Below are 14254 nucleotides of genomic sequence, written 5' to 3' on the forward strand. Positions count from 1 at the left end.
TGCGGGACTTAACTAACATTATTATATACGTGGACCAAATAATCGTCGTCAAAGTAGGAACAGGAGTGCTCACCAGAGCGGAAGATGCCACCCTCGATGGAGCTTCCCTGTTACGTCTCGTCAATGCAATCGCCCAATGCGTGGGCCCGCACGGTAAATGCATCCTTGTCTCCAGTGGAGCTGTAGGAGCTGGCATCACCGCATTCGGCCTCACCGAGTATCCCAAAGAGCTGGCCACCAAACAAGCGGTCTCCGCTGTCGGTCAGACTCGCCTGATGCACGCATACGAAAACCTCTTCGCGCACTTCCGCGTCAACGTGGCCCAGCTGCTCCGGACCGCCGATGATTTCCGCGATACCGAACGCCGCGCCAACACCAAGGCCACCCTGCTGCGACTGCTGCACGAGCCAGCCGTGGTGCCCATCGTGAACCAGAACGATACCGTGGCCTACAGCGATTACTGCGTAGGTGATAACGACATGCTCGCCGTCCGCGTGGCCGAACTGGTCAAAGCCGACAAGCTGGTGATCTTCTCCAGCATCGACGGACTTTACGGCGAAGGCGGCATCGGTGGTGAAATCATCCCGGTGGTGGAAGACGTTGATTCGGTCTTCGATTTTGCCGAAGAAAAAAAAGCCCGGATGTCCATGGGTGGCATGAAAGCCAAACTCACAGCGGTGAAACGCGCTGTCGACGGCGGGATCGAAACCTGCATCGCCAACGGTCGCGAACCAGAACGCCTCAGGGACATCATCAACGGCCGAGGCATCTGCACCCGCTTCCTCGCCAAAAAACCCGCCACGAAATAATCCCCCGACCCATTTTCATTTCATGAATTCAGACGAAATCAAAGACGCCATCTATCAGCTTGGTCACAACGCGCGCACTGCCGCGCACCAACTGGCCCAGCTCACGGCAGAGAAAAAATCCGACATCCTGCGCGCCATGGCCACGTCCCTGCGTGCGGACACCGCTGCCATCCTCGAGGCGAATGCCAAAGACATCGACGCCGCCGAAACCAAAGGTCTCACCGGAGCGATGTTAGATCGCTTGAAGCTCGATGCCGACCGCGTCGACGCCATCGCCGCGGGCATCGAACAAGTCGCCGACCTTCCAGACCCCGTGGGTGAGCACCTGGAAAAAATCTCCCGCCCGAACGGCATTGAGATCAACAAGGTGCGGGTGCCCATCGGGGTGATTGGTATTATCTTCGAGAGTCGCCCGAACGTGACCTCGGACGCCGCCGTGCTCTGCCTCAAATCGGGCAATGCCACCATCCTGCGTGGCGGCAGTGAAGCGATCCACTCGAACAAAGCCATCGCCAAAGCTCTTCAGTCCGGCGGCGAACCGGCCGGATTACCCGCTGGCGCCATCCAGCTCATCCCCTTCACCGATCGTGAAAGCGTCGCGGTGCTCGCGGGCATGGACAAATATCTCGACCTGATTATCCCACGCGGAGGCAAGGGGCTGATCGAAACCGTGGTCAGCCTGGCACGCATGCCGGTGATCAAGCACTATGATGGCATCTGCCACGCCTACGTCGATCGTGCAGCCGACCAAGATCTCGCGGTCGCCATCATCGACGATGGCAAAACCCAGAAACCCTCGGTCTGCAACGCCCTGGAAACCGTCCTGGTGCACAAGGACATTGCCGATGAGTTTCTACCCAAGCTGAAAGCCCGGCTCGATCAACGTGGTGTGGAAATCCGCGCCGATGAAGCGACCCAAAAAATCATCGACGGCACCACCCCTGCCGAGGACGCCGACTGGGTCACCGAGTATCTCGATCTCATCATCGCGGTCAAAGTGGTCGATTCCACTGAAGCCGCCATTGAGCACATCAATACCCACAGCTCTCAGCACAGCGAAGTGATCATCACCACCGACGACGCAGCGGCCCAACATTTCCTAACGGCCATCGACAGTGCCTGTGTCTACCACAACGTCTCCACCCGCTTCTCCGACGGCGAAGAGTTTGGATTTGGTGCGGAAATCGGCATCAGCACCGACAAACTTCACGCCCGAGGCCCGATGGGGCTGAAAGAGCTGACCAGCTACCAATACCGCATCACTGGCGACGGCCAGATCAAGGACAAGGCGAGACAAGACGCGCTCGACTAAGCATCCCGCACTCCAAAAAAACGGAAACCCTCCACCGCCCCGTTTCAGCTCAGACATTGAGCCGAGGCGGGGCTTTTTTTGTCGATGGCTCCCAGTAGGGCGCCTTTTTTTTTCGCCCGCGACGTCAGGCAGAGCCAACGTAACGAGCCACCCTATTGAGCCCCAACAAACATCCTTCTCCTTCAAACAGAACATTAAACCCTACGTAACATACGTTTGAAAACAAGCTGTTTTCGTGACATAGGATCGCTCAAAAAGTTCTTTTTTTGACCCCTTTCCTACGAAAACAAACCCTCCGTAACGTAAGTGATGGCCTAATGATTGCTTCAAGTTTCGCTCACCTGCGCAACCAGTCATACGCAGAACTACTACTATGAAATATCAATCCATTGCACTTACCACACTCTCCCTGCTTGCAGCCTGTGGAACTTCCCAAGCCGTTATCGTCTATCATGATGAATTCGACGGTGATTTTCTCATCAACAATAACTATGTTGGTGGTGGACTCATTAGCGACACCTACTTGGACCTAGCAGACCCATTCATCGATGAAGGAGTATTGACTTCAAACCAGAATCCAGTTCAAGGCTTTAAAGTCGCTTACTTGCATACCGAAAATCAATTTGATCTGTCTGGAGGTTTCACCCTGACCGTGGACTTCCAAACGGCGGCTTCAAGCAGCTTTGCGTCTTTCACCTCATCCTTCGGTATTGTTGACGAAATCACTGCTTCCGGAACCGATCTGGGCAACCTGAATGCCTTCATGCAGACCGATGCTGATTTGAATGCAGTCGGATTTTCCGCCACCACAAGAAACGGTTTTCAAGGTCTCAACTCCGACACCACCGGCGGTGCATTGACATCTGCATCCACCGCATTGAACAGCGCGATCGATCTGGGAACCCGTCAAACATTCACCCTGACAGTGAATGCGGACGGCAGCGCTGATTTCGACCTCGACGGCACCTCCGCTAGTCTCGGCGCCGGCACATTTTCCGACCTTTTCACCAACTCCGCAGATGGTGAGTACTTCTTCGCCGCTTATACCCAAGGCAATTCCGGCATGAACATCTATGAAATCACCATCGATGCCGTGCCTGAGCCATCCTCCGCAGCCCTTCTTGGCCTCGGTGGACTTGCTCTGATTCTGCGTCGTCGCAGATAGGCATCCACGGACATACCGCTCTTCCATCAGCCTTCCTCGGTCCATGCCGTGGAGGGCTTTTTTTTGCACGCATGGATGGCACTTCGCACAAGTCACACGGAGGCATGCTCTCGGAATAAAAAAACCCGACCAGGAGGCTGGTCGGGTTGCTATCAAATAAGGCTTCGAAAATTGGGCTCTACTTCTTCCGTCGGAACACAAGAGCCATGGCTCCGAGACCGAGAAGGGCTGCGGAGGACGGCTCTGGGACGGTGGAGATGCTGACGCTATCCACGGTGTAGACGATGCTATTTCCCTGCACGCTCGTGTAAGCGCCGAGGTTGGAGGCGATGCCCGCATAGGTCGCATGGGCGAGTGTTCCGGATGTATTGATCTCCGAAGACAAGCCGGTGGAAGTGGCCGACCAGGTATTGTCATCGTTCACAGTGAAGCTGAGAGTGAAACCGTCCTCCATCGAATCTGTGGTCAGTGCCGTTGTTTGCTGAGCTCCAGTGCTCGAAGAACCCACTTCAAAGAAGCTCGATACCGAACCAATCACATCCAGCTTGATCCCAATGGCATTGCCACTGTTGTTAAACAAACTTGGATCTCCATTTGTGGCTGTGCTTGAGTTTCCAGTGACTCCGAAGAACATGTCGTTCGACTGAATGGCACCCACGTTTTGAGAAATTCCGCTGATCACCCACTCCACAGTGAAGCCAGTTGCGCCGGCGACGGATGTGACATCCACCAGGCTGCTTGAGTTAAGTCCATAGGTGCTGTTATTATTGGTCCCGGTGGTGATCACTCCTGTCGCAGGGTCTGCTGAACCACCGGTGCCCAAGCTATTGGTTGCTTGTTGCAAAGAAGGCCCCACATCAGCCCCGGCACCGAAATCATTCATTTGCAATGTCACGGCATGAAGTGACGAAAGAGCGACTGCCTGTAACCCCAATGTGGTGACCCAGAGGGCCAGTTTACTTTCTGTTTTCATCATAGTGCTTGTCTATTTAAGATTGGCTACGAGTCGTTGTGACGGACTCAGGATAAGTATCCGCAAGGACACCCGATTTTTTTTAACCTAAGAGGGAGCCAATTTGCTGTCAAGAATCATCCACAGGCCTCCTCCGGTCCACCGAGTTTACTTGCCAAAATACTCACGCGCCGACTGTTCAAGTTCAGCGAGCGGGAGATTAGGGCCAATCAAAATGACGGAGTTTTCCACCCCGGGGCCGAGTTCCACGCGTTGTGGGTAGCGACTCACCTCCATGCCCACACGCTCGTAGAGATAACGCGCTCCCGGCTTGCCCTGCACGCCCATCAACATTTTCACCCTGAGCACCGAGGCTGGGAGGGAGTTCAGCCAGTTCAGAATCTTCTGCTCTTCTGCCTGTGCCGGCAGCACGATCTTGGCGGAGTGAAAGTCATGGGTCTGCTCGTGCTGGGCGGATTTTTTCAGCGTGGCAAGTTCCAGCTCACCCTGCGCCGGAGCGGTAAGCAGTCGCTGTCGTCGAGCCCGTCCCAGTGCAAGCACCTCGCGGACCAGCTCCTCATCACTCAGCACGGGGGCGTGGGCATTGACCTTTCTGACTTCTGCCAGAATCTCTTCGACGCTGCGCCCTCCTCCGGTGTGGGAAAGGTAGAGATGGCTGGCGGTTTGCAGCTGGAGCTCTTCAATGTCACGATAGAAGCCGCGCTCGCCAAAGTGGCGGGTATCGATCACGCAGACTTGCCATCGCGGATGCAGTTGCAGCCTCTCTTCCAACAAGGTGAACGCTTCAATAATCGGCACAGGGTCGGCCGTTCCATTGAGCTCGACGAATAGCAGGTCCGACTCCAGCGCATTGGTTTTCAAGCTAAGTTTGAGCAGAAAATCCAAGCCCTCACAGCAGGCACAACCTGCCGATAGAGCTTCGATGCTTCCCGCCATCCCTTCAATGGTGGCGCAATCCAGATTGGCATCGGCAAAGTCGTTCAGAATCACATCGGTATGCAATGCTTCCTCCTGACAGGCGGTCAGAAGCCGCTTCAGTAAGGTAGTTTTGCCAGCGCCCAGAAAACCGGTAAGGAGGATGACGGGGCGGACACGCGTGAGGCTTTTTATGGCTGCCAGAGTCATTCAGACAAATTGTTTCGGTCTCGTTGTCTGGGCGCGCTTTTCCAGAAATTCCGCGACCCAAGCCATCGCCGCCGCAGGAGGAAGCCACGGGCTCTGGCTCTTGATTTTACTCCACTCATGATAACAACGTTCGCGGTAGGCTTGGCCATGACGCTTCTCGATCCAGCGCTCATAATCCAGCCACCACTGCAGTAAAGGGCGCAGAGCCGTCATCAGGCTCTCAGGTTTCCCGGCGTCCAAGTCCTCCTGGGACCAACAACCGGCCACCAAGCGGTGCTCTGGAAGCCAGTGGTAAAAGCGGCCTTTCTTCCGTAAATAAACGAGCTGTGAACTCGCCGAATAGACACCGGCGCAAGAGCCGTAGAGCTCGATCCGATGATCTCCCGCATCGTAGGCGTAGCAGCTTGTCCCCTTCAATCCACGTGATGGTGATTTCTCAAATCCGTAGGCTGACAGCTGGTTGCCCGTTGGATGCACGACATCCTTACCGAGAAAATACATCTGCTGGTAGAATCCGTTGGCGCAATCTTTCAGCAGACAGGCCAACCTTCGGGAATCGCTCATCAGGACACAGCGCTGGCTGTTATTTTTTGCTACAACATCCGCAGCCAGAGCAGCATAAGTTCGCCGCGTGAACCGCGATTAAACACAAGCCACCCAAGGTGGTCACGATACTCGCCGGGGGGATGTGGAGCGACTTTTCGCCAGCCTCGTCGACCACGATCGACGGGCAGCAGTTATCGACACATTGTGCCGCCATGGGAGTCTCCACCGGAGCCTCCACACATTCATCACAAGCACTGCAGCAGCTCGATTCAGCAAGCGGAGCCTGCTCCATGCTCATGGCAGATGTCCCCTCAGGCCCAGATGCGTCCGCCTCCGCGTAAGGTAGCATCGCACCGATGACAATCAGAACGGCACCCAGACTGCCCAGACCGAGCACCCACTTCTGGCCATGGCGACGGAAGCCTTTGACCATCATATAGACTGCGATGGGAATCACCACCACGGCCATGCCCCAGTGAGTCGCCGGGTGTGACCACGCTTTACCAAAAGCCGGCATCACCAGTAGCAAGACCGGTGTAACCGCGCAGTGAATGGCGCAGAGAATAGAGGCAAAGATACCGATGCGGTCGGCATTCGCACGGCTTTCAAGGGAGATAGGTTCAGCAGTTAATTCCATCAGTCAGATCTTTTGTTGGACGAATTATAACCTAAAAACCCACTAACGCAACACACTTGCGTTAATAATGCGGTATTTTTGCGTTCACTCTCCTACAACCGAGGAAGTATCAAGGAATAGCCACAGATACCAACTTTTGAAGATTTGTAATGCACGATCCCAACACGTTGGTTTCCATGACCTCTCTGAAGCCCAGCTGTTAACATAGACCTCGCACAATAGAACAACTGTTTGATGTTTGACCCTTACCGCCAACAAGATTAACTTTAGTTTATGATGTGAAGATACTAAGCATCTCAGCAATATGAGAAGTATTATTCTATTAACGCTAACCGTTCCCACAATGGTTAGTGCTGCCGTATCGGTCACTAGCGCCACTGACATGTGGAACGTGGTTCAATACGGTGTCGATCCTAGTGCAGACCCTTCCGAGGACCAGCAAACAGGCATCCGTGATGCCGACATCGTCGGAGATGCCAACAACCCATCATTCTACACAGCATTTGATGATGCGGACACTCCCCTCGTCCTCACCGATGGAACCTTGGGTTTCAGACTTCGCGTCGCCGGTGATAAAAACCCCAGCGGTTTCGAATCGGCATTCTGGGTAGGCATCGATGCCAACTTGGACGGTGCTATCGATCTTTTTGCCGCGGCAATCGAAGGGTCGGAGGTCGGTCTCTACCCGGCAGGAAGCGGAGCCAACATTTCACCGAGCACCACCAGTATCGACTCATCCAATCCCTACTATGAGGTCTCAGCTACATCGGCAAATTACGACTTCCAATCAGTCAACACCACGATCGACCCGACTCTGACCAACGACAATCTTGACGGGGGATCTGGAGGAGGTGGCGATCACACTGACTATTTTGTCAGCTTTTCCCTACCACTCATTGAACTGGCAACGGCTGTGGATTCTCTGAACCTTCCTGGCATCGGGTCATTCGATGAAACGAACGCTCTGCAGTATGTCACCGCCACGAGTAATAACGCAAACAGTCTCAACCAGGACCTCAATGGCATCAACGGTGGCCAGTCATCAAGCACGAGCTGGGAAGATCTGGGTGGATTCAGTGAAATCCTGTCCGCCAACGGTCTGCCTGTGCCAGAGCCAAGCAGCTGGGTATTTTCCTCCCTAGCCGGCTTGATAATGCTGAGACACAGACGTCGATAGATACGAAGCATATCCCTGATATTTCGGCTAGCGCTAAGGAACTGCGTCTTGATTATTGATTTGACCTACAATCGCCATAAAACTTAGCTTCATAGTCAAAATCATCGTCTCCAGCGACTTCGTGATAAAGTAGCGGCGATGCCAGCAATAACCGACTCAATGAAAACACTCATCAAACCCACCCTCCTGCTTCTTCTCATGGCCACCGCCGTCTTCGGCAAGGTGCCACGCGGCTTCAAACCCACCTCCGAATTTGAGGCGGTGAAGGCTGAAGCGATCGAAAAAAAGAAACTTCTCACCATCGTGTTCAAAGGCAGTGACGACCGCTGCCCGAACTGCGCCGCCACCATGGAGAATGGCGAAAAGGCCACCAAGTCCTCGTCCAAGCTCTTGTTCACCCGGGTCTCCGCTTTCAGAAACAAGAAGACCGGTCTCCCCGAAGAAATCCTCTCCCAGGTCGGCAGTCTCGCCGACGGGGCTTCAGTGTATTTCTATGTCTTCAATCCGAACGACCTGAAACTTGTGACCAAAGGAAGCCGCACCGAGCTGCAGAGCAACAAGAAGACAATCCGCGAATTCAAAAACACCGTGCGCGCGGCTAAGAAGGAACTGTAGTCGTTTTCCTTCCATATTCCTCATTCAGGCGTGGCAGCTTCGGCTCCCACGCCTTTTTTTTGCTGAATGACCTAGAATCAAGACGACAGGGGTGAGGTGTTTGGTCATGGCTACTGCTCAGGCATCTATGAGGAAAACCTACGGCGCCACCAAAGCGTTAGATGTTTTCTATCTACGATTAATCCCTTGAAATTCCAGAGCTCCGATGTCGGCGCTGTCAGGATCGACTGCCTTTTTCAGAATATCGATTCCTCCTGCGTTCTGAATTGGAATCGCAGCATCAATACACAACGACCCGGCTCTTGGCCGGTAGCCGCGGAGTGCATCCATCGTTTTCAGGTTGATATGGAATCCCGCTTTACCAGCCCTGACAAACTTGGGATCAGCCACAATCGCCTGGCTGTCTGATGGGTGTGGCAGAATGTTATGATAGACGTTATTGCGGAACACGGTATTGATTCCTTCTGCCTTTGGACCCCATTCGCCCTTGTCTTCGAAGTAGAAAATGTTGTTTTCAAAGGTGGTATTCACCGGTGTTCGTCCTTCGGCAAACACCTCCACATGCAAGCCCTTGCGGACGTAGTGGGTGTTGTTATAGATGTGCACATTTTCCGCCTGCTTGTTGCGGTCAAAGCCATAGAAATAAATCCCCTCGCGATCGTTCTCGCTGACGTTATATCGGATGACTACATTTCTCGTCGGCCTTTTCATGATCCCGCAGAACCATAGGTTATCGTGGCTGTAGTTATACTGGATGAAGGTATTGATGCAGTTGTAGTCGGCATCGAAGCCACCGCGATCCGATTCCCCACCGCCATCTTTGTTCTTCTTATTGCCAACGTTACCATAGGCTTCGTTATATTGGATTTTGATTCCGTCGGTATTAAAGCAAAAGATGCTATGTCCGGTATCGCGGCGACTGCTGTTAGCCAGGACGTTGTGCTCATAGATTGCGTCCTTGCTCACACGGGCGATGATGTTGTTGCGCCCGGTGGTATCCACCCGGTTACCGGCCACATAGACACGTGTCCATAGGTTCTCGGCCTCGTAATCGTTTCTCAACAACTTCACTCCACCGCACGAGGACGAGTTTCCAATACCTACCCCACCAATCTGTTCCACCCGGTTGTTAGTGATGCGGAGGTCGTCGAACTTCGAGTTCTTGACCTTCCTCATATGCACATGAATTCCCCCACGACGCTTCCCAGCCACCATGCCGTTCACGTGGTGGACATAGCAGTCGTTGATATAAACATGCCTATAAGTCCCCTCCTTTTTCTCAACCAAGACATAGATACCAAAAAGTGTGCCCTGATCCTTATCCGAGCCGTCGGTATTGGTCACCTCCAGACTGTGCACCTCCCAGTAGGAAAGGTTTTTAAGCAGCACACCTGCTAGATGTTTCCCTTTGGCTCGGATGACCGGGCGCTTGCCAGAACCGTAGGCGCCAATGCGGATCGGTTTGCCTTCGGTGCCGCTCCCCTTCGGTGCCAGCATTCCGGTAAACGTCATGCCTCGTTTCAGCAGAATCGTATCGCCCGGTTTCAGTTCAATCGTGCTGATGTAATCGAATTTTTTTTGTGAATCCACCCGATAGTCCTCAGCCTGACACAGGCCGGGCAGGAACATAAGTAATCCTAGGATGTAATTGATATGTCTCATTGTTTTGTTTGCTGATCGTTCAGCGTGAGGTTGTTTAATATTCGCTTGAAAGTCCCACGGCACAAGCGGAAGAAGTCCTAACAAGGTCCGAGCCCCTTCCGCGTATCGTGTTTTATTGAAGGTTATCTTATTGTGAAAGGAAGACGTTTGCAGCTCATTTTAATGTCACCACCAGCTCTTGGCCTGTGGCGATTCGGACCGGAGATGTCAGTCTCACCACGGCGGTTCCCTGATCCATATTCACACTTGCGTTTACCTTCTTTCCATGAGCGATGACAGAGACCTGCCTCATCGTCGTCCCCTGCGGGTCCAGTCGGATGGTTTGAATCGCCAGACTGCCGTTGTTCAGCTTGAGCTTGGCTTGCATCTGCTTGCGGATGATTTTTTGGCTATACGTGCCCCATCCTTCTGTTGCCGTGAATGCAGCCCGGAAATCTTCCGGTTGCAGACGTGGCGCAAAGCCGATCTCTCCCTTGGGTCCGTGGTATTGATAACCGCACACGGCCAGGTAGGCCCCGTAGGCGGCCATAGCGCGCGAATAGTGGTCGCCACACTCGATTTCGTTGTAGAGGTTGCGTTTGGCGGCGTTATAGCGATCGTGAATCGCACGGGCCACGGCCAAGCCACGTTTCACCTCTTCGCTATCGGGTTTGCCCTCGTAGATCATGTGCGAGGCCACCTGGTATTCGAAGCCGGACATGACTTCGTCAAAATAGCCCCCCGCACCGAGCCATTTCTCGAAATTCTCCACGCGACGTGCCATCCCCGGAACCGCAACTTCACTACCACCTTGGGGCCAGCCAGTCATAATCATCCCGGCTTCTCCGACATCAGCATAGACACGCGCGCCCTTGATAAAGGTGTGTTCCCGAGCATAGCCGCCGGCATCCGGAGCGAAGTTATATTTCCAAAGTGCGTTGAGAGCAGAGTCCGTCTCCTTTTTCGGCAACACACGGGGCAGGCCAACTTGCCATGCCCATGATTGCCCTAACACCTGGTCGATATGACTTCCTATATTGGTATTGATGCGCTCGAAATTCGGCGGTTTGTGGATGAAATACTCACCGTTGAAAACTTCATCGACGATGTTCTTCTTACCACGATCCGCCACTTTCGTGCAAAGCTCGGCAAACTCGTCATCGCCCATCTCCTCAGCCATCTGTGCTCCGGCACGCAGGGCGGCGCAATACAGCGAGGACATCCACCCCATCGGCCCCTCCCAAGTGGCATCGAGCGTGTGCCGCTGAGTGCCTTCCAGCACCCCTTGTTTCTTGGGGTCTTGGCGGAGGAGGAACTCCACCGCCTTTTTCGTCTGTGGCCAGACCCGTGTCAGAAACTCGGAATCGGCGGACATCTGGTGCTCGCGCAAGGTGCGCAAAATGACGCCGGCCTGACCATCAGTCGCTGCGGTTTTGCCACGCTGCCCACGGTAGGCAATGCCTCCATTCTCACTCATCGCGATATCGTAGTCCACATGCTCGCGAATATGTCGCTCGAACTCCGGGAAAATTCTCCCCATCGCGTGCGCATAGCTCCAAACGTGCGTGCAAGTTCCCGGGCAGGAATCCACCCCTTCCCAGCCCCATGGCCGACCGGAGTCAAACCAGTGGAAAGTCTGAGTCGCCAGGCAATCGATCGGAATAAAGGCGCGGTCCAGGAACCAGTAAGGAAGCGTGGAGTCATACCAAGTTTCGTTCCAACGGCGGGTTCCACCAGCCAATCGGTCATAGTCTTTTTCAATCTTCTGAGCGGCGTCAGCAGCACTGGTAAACCACGGCGCATAATGACGTTTCATCGAAGCAAAGTCCTCGATCCGATTCATACCGCGATCCACTTCCCCCTTCTTTTGATGCAGGGGGAAATACCAGGTCAGCAGAAACCGCACCTGGCGACTCTCGCCAGCGGCCAGCTTCAGAGATTGCCCCAGTGTCCCCACCAACGGCTTGTCCAGTGCGTGGGAAACTGAGCTTCCTTTTTCAAACTTATTGGCAAATGCCCCAGCATCTAACGGAAGATTGGTCTGGGCCGCTCCGAGGAGTGCCCCTTGCTCAGGCTTGATCAAACTGAGCGCCATTGAACCGTAGCCATGGTGCTTCTCGAGTCCTTTTCCCGCTGCGGGCTCAACGGTTTGGTGGAGCGTCACAAGCCCTTGCTGTTGGATCAGGGTATTGCGTCGTTCCCCCAGATCTGCCACGTTATCATGGGGACAGGTGGCATTCTGTAACCATCCCATCAAATCGACTTCGAGAGGATCCTTACTGGTGTTGGTCACCGTGTAAGTCATCACCGTCGCAGGTAAGGAAGAATCCTTTGCGCTCAACGGGATAAACGGAGAAAAGGCCTCCAGCTCAACCTTGACGGGAGATTTGGGATCAGCATAGGTGACACGACCGATCGGATACTCGCCGCGAAAGCTCACGCCGGGAAAACCTTCCGAGTCCAGAGTGCGTAGTTCGACCGCATCATTCTGAACGATCCGAATGGCAAAACCCTGCTCGACATCGGCGCCATTGCGCTCGCTGTACGTGCCGGTTTTTGAATCGACCGGTTCGGTGTAGTGGCCATTCATTGTCATCAGGCTCAGCTTCAGACTGTTGACGTTTTCACGGGTGTAGTTGCTCTTGAAAATATCCCACAACCAGAGGCGACCATCACCAGCCAGGTAAAGCTGTCCGCAACCGATGCCACCAATCGGCATGCCGATGTAATTTAGCTCATCGCCACTCCACACCTCAGGTTTGCCGCGGGCAGTGAGTGCTTTGATCCAGTCGTCAGACAGATTTTTGTCCTCAGGGATCTTCGGCAGAACCGACTTCACCTGTTCAACCACATCACGCTCGTCTCCGCCTTCCCTGAAATCATCAAAGGTAATGTGTCCCCAGCCGCCCTTGTTGCGATCGACGATTTTCAAAAACACATCTTCTCCCACCAACTCGGGCAGACTCCAAACAACCCGCTTCATTTTCTGCGAATCACCACCGGTGACCCAACGTTCCTCTTTCCCATCTTCGGTGCAAAGCGCCACATAAACGCCCTTACTGCCGCCGCCGACGAGAAAGTTCACACGCGGTGTGGTGAGCTTAAATGTCTTAGAGCGCAACTCTCCGACATAGGCATCGCTCTTGGTTCCCGACGGTCCATCAAGCGTGGAAAGATGCCACTTCCCCTGACGATTATGCGGCTCGTTAGAATCATGAAAAGTCTCACGATCGGTGACAATGTTGCCGAATTTTCCGCTCACTATCTTCCAGCCCTCCAGGTCGCCGTTTTCAAAATCGAACAGAGCGGATTGGTTATTGTCCACAGCTTCGGCTGCGGCGGCCTGGTTGAGCGTGGCGAATAAACTGCCCGCCATTACAAGCAGGCTTGTTCTTACTATCGACTTCTTCATGATATTTATTTTTACAATCGAGACCTGATGAGCTCGGTGCCATTAAGTCTAACCTCTGGCACTTAATTCCTTTAACATTTAAAAAAGGGGCACTGGCAACTTCGCCAATACCCCAATGATACTGATTATCAGTGGTCTTAGCTGCGGCGACAGCGAAGACACATGAGACCCATGCCTGCTACACCAAGTAAAAACGATGAGGGTTCCGGAACCGTGACCGCACCAATGACATCGATTTCCTTAAAGACAGGACCTCTAGTCGGGTCTAAGCCATCGCTAAAATCCCAATCGAAACGAATCGCGTCCACACCAGTGAGTCCGGCGATTGTGCCACCTTCATCGTCATAGGTGCGTGTCAAAAACGTCCAATCTGAACTATTGTTGGTCCCTCCCTGATCGACTGGCGAGCCAACCGTCCCGAGAAGCGTAAAATCAGCACTCCCTATGACGGAGTAGGAGACATTGTAACCCGCCTGAGCACGATTAGAGTCCCAAGCCGTAAACACGCGGATATCCTCGATGTCGTATCCCTGGGTGTTTGAGGAAACATCAAGATAGAAGTCAGTTTGAAGAAGACCTCCTGCGTCTAGCCAGAGAACATTATTGGCACCAGTGCCACCTTTAGGATCCGTTATCGTTTCTCCATCAGCAATCCATGCGCCTGCTGAACCTAGGACTGATCCCAAATTCGTCTGAAGCAGGTCATTGTTAACCACATTGATTGGTGTGGGCACATTATTAATGTCAGTTGCTTGAAGTTCGCCCAGTACTAAAGCTGCCTGAGCAGAAGACGCCCCAACAAAGCCTAGGGCCATTCCGAGTATTAAGTTATTATTCATAGT

At 53.6% G+C, this 14254-nt stretch carries 12 protein-coding genes; 5 read left to right on the forward strand and 7 right to left on the reverse strand.

Annotation, left to right across the window (positions count from 1 at the left end):
- Positions 1 to 29: 29 nt before the first annotated feature.
- The 3 genes from proB to JO972_RS11535 all read left to right on the forward strand — a co-directional run bounded on the left by proB (position 30) and on the right by JO972_RS11535 (position 3286).
- The gene (gene proB, locus JO972_RS11525) at positions 30 to 809 is read left to right on the forward strand and encodes a glutamate 5-kinase (protein ID WP_309490203.1); all 780 of its coding nucleotides are present in this window, start codon (positions 30 to 32) and stop codon (positions 807 to 809) included.
- Between the two features lie 22 nt (positions 810 to 831).
- Positions 832 to 2121, forward strand: coding sequence for a glutamate-5-semialdehyde dehydrogenase (locus tag JO972_RS11530; protein ID WP_309490204.1), 1290 nt, complete (start codon positions 832 to 834; stop codon positions 2119 to 2121).
- A gap of 373 nt (positions 2122 to 2494) precedes the next feature.
- Positions 2495 to 3286 (forward strand): PEP-CTERM sorting domain-containing protein, encoded by a 792-nt coding sequence (locus JO972_RS11535; RefSeq protein ID WP_309490205.1) that lies wholly within the window; start codon positions 2495 to 2497, stop codon positions 3284 to 3286.
- Positions 3287 to 3464: 178 nt separating this feature from the next.
- Here JO972_RS11535 and JO972_RS11540 read toward each other — a convergent pair whose 3' ends face one another.
- The 4 genes from JO972_RS11540 to JO972_RS11555 form a co-directional block, all read right to left on the reverse strand.
- On the reverse strand, positions 3465 to 4262 hold the full coding sequence (locus tag JO972_RS11540; RefSeq protein WP_309490206.1) for a PEP-CTERM sorting domain-containing protein: 798 nt from the start codon (positions 4260 to 4262) through the stop codon (positions 3465 to 3467).
- A gap of 144 nt (positions 4263 to 4406) precedes the next feature.
- Positions 4407 to 5384, reverse strand: a complete 978-nt coding sequence (locus JO972_RS11545; RefSeq protein WP_309490207.1) for a CobW family GTP-binding protein — start codon at positions 5382 to 5384, stop codon at positions 4407 to 4409.
- A complete protein-coding gene (locus JO972_RS11550; RefSeq protein WP_309490208.1) occupies positions 5385 to 5948 on the reverse strand; it encodes a hypothetical protein in 564 nt (187 codons plus the stop codon).
- Between the two features lie 19 nt (positions 5949 to 5967).
- The gene (locus tag JO972_RS11555; RefSeq protein WP_309490209.1) at positions 5968 to 6567 is read right to left on the reverse strand and encodes a MerC domain-containing protein; all 600 of its coding nucleotides are present in this window, start codon (positions 6565 to 6567) and stop codon (positions 5968 to 5970) included.
- Between the two features lie 382 nt (positions 6568 to 6949).
- On the opposite strand from JO972_RS11555, the gene JO972_RS11560 reads away from it, so the two are divergent.
- Positions 6950 to 7744: a hypothetical protein gene (locus JO972_RS11560; RefSeq protein ID WP_309490210.1), complete on the forward strand. Its 795-nt coding sequence runs from the start codon at positions 6950 to 6952 to the stop codon at positions 7742 to 7744.
- 159 nt (positions 7745 to 7903) lie between these two features.
- Positions 7904 to 8359, forward strand: coding sequence for a hypothetical protein (locus tag JO972_RS11565; RefSeq protein ID WP_309490211.1), 456 nt, complete (start codon positions 7904 to 7906; stop codon positions 8357 to 8359).
- A 168-nt stretch (positions 8360 to 8527) separates the two neighbouring features.
- On the opposite strand, the gene JO972_RS11570 is transcribed toward JO972_RS11565, so the two are convergent.
- From JO972_RS11570 to JO972_RS11580, 3 genes are all read right to left on the reverse strand, one after another.
- Complete coding sequence (locus JO972_RS11570; protein WP_309490212.1) at positions 8528 to 10021, reverse strand: hypothetical protein; 1494 nt, start codon at positions 10019 to 10021, stop codon at positions 8528 to 8530.
- A gap of 154 nt (positions 10022 to 10175) precedes the next feature.
- Entirely contained in the window at positions 10176 to 13412 is a 3237-nt protein-coding gene (locus JO972_RS11575; protein ID WP_309490213.1) for a GH116 family glycosyl-hydrolase, read from the reverse strand.
- 137 nt (positions 13413 to 13549) lie between these two features.
- Positions 13550 to 14251, reverse strand: coding sequence for a PEP-CTERM sorting domain-containing protein (locus tag JO972_RS11580; protein ID WP_309490214.1), 702 nt, complete (start codon positions 14249 to 14251; stop codon positions 13550 to 13552).
- Between the last annotated feature and the right edge of the window lie 3 nt (positions 14252 to 14254).

It is taken from the genome of Oceaniferula flava (genome assembly GCF_016811075.1).
In the GTDB taxonomy this organism is placed as follows: Bacteria; Verrucomicrobiota; Verrucomicrobiia; order Verrucomicrobiales; family Akkermansiaceae; genus Oceaniferula; species Oceaniferula flava.

Coding starts and splice junctions, on each gene's coding strand:
- JO972_RS11530 (WP_309490204.1), top strand. CDS start 832: ATGAATTCAGACGAAATCAAAGACGCCATCTATCAGCTTGGTCACAAC.
- JO972_RS11535 (WP_309490205.1), top strand. CDS start 2,495: ATGAAATATCAATCCATTGCACTTACCACACTCTCCCTGCTTGCAGCC.
- JO972_RS11540 (WP_309490206.1), bottom strand. CDS start 4,262: ATGATGAAAACAGAAAGTAAACTGGCCCTCTGGGTCACCACATTGGGG.
- JO972_RS11545 (WP_309490207.1), bottom strand. CDS start 5,384: ATGACTCTGGCAGCCATAAAAAGCCTCACGCGTGTCCGCCCCGTCATC.
- JO972_RS11550 (WP_309490208.1), bottom strand. CDS start 5,948: ATGAGCGATTCCCGAAGGTTGGCCTGTCTGCTGAAAGATTGCGCCAAC.
- JO972_RS11555 (WP_309490209.1), bottom strand. CDS start 6,567: ATGGAATTAACTGCTGAACCTATCTCCCTTGAAAGCCGTGCGAATGCC.
- JO972_RS11560 (WP_309490210.1), top strand. CDS start 6,950: ATGTGGAACGTGGTTCAATACGGTGTCGATCCTAGTGCAGACCCTTCC.
- JO972_RS11565 (WP_309490211.1), top strand. CDS start 7,904: ATGAAAACACTCATCAAACCCACCCTCCTGCTTCTTCTCATGGCCACC.
- JO972_RS11570 (WP_309490212.1), bottom strand. CDS start 10,021: ATGAGACATATCAATTACATCCTAGGATTACTTATGTTCCTGCCCGGC.
- JO972_RS11575 (WP_309490213.1), bottom strand. CDS start 13,412: ATGAAGAAGTCGATAGTAAGAACAAGCCTGCTTGTAATGGCGGGCAGT.
- JO972_RS11580 (WP_309490214.1), bottom strand. CDS start 14,251: ATGAATAATAACTTAATACTCGGAATGGCCCTAGGCTTTGTTGGGGCG.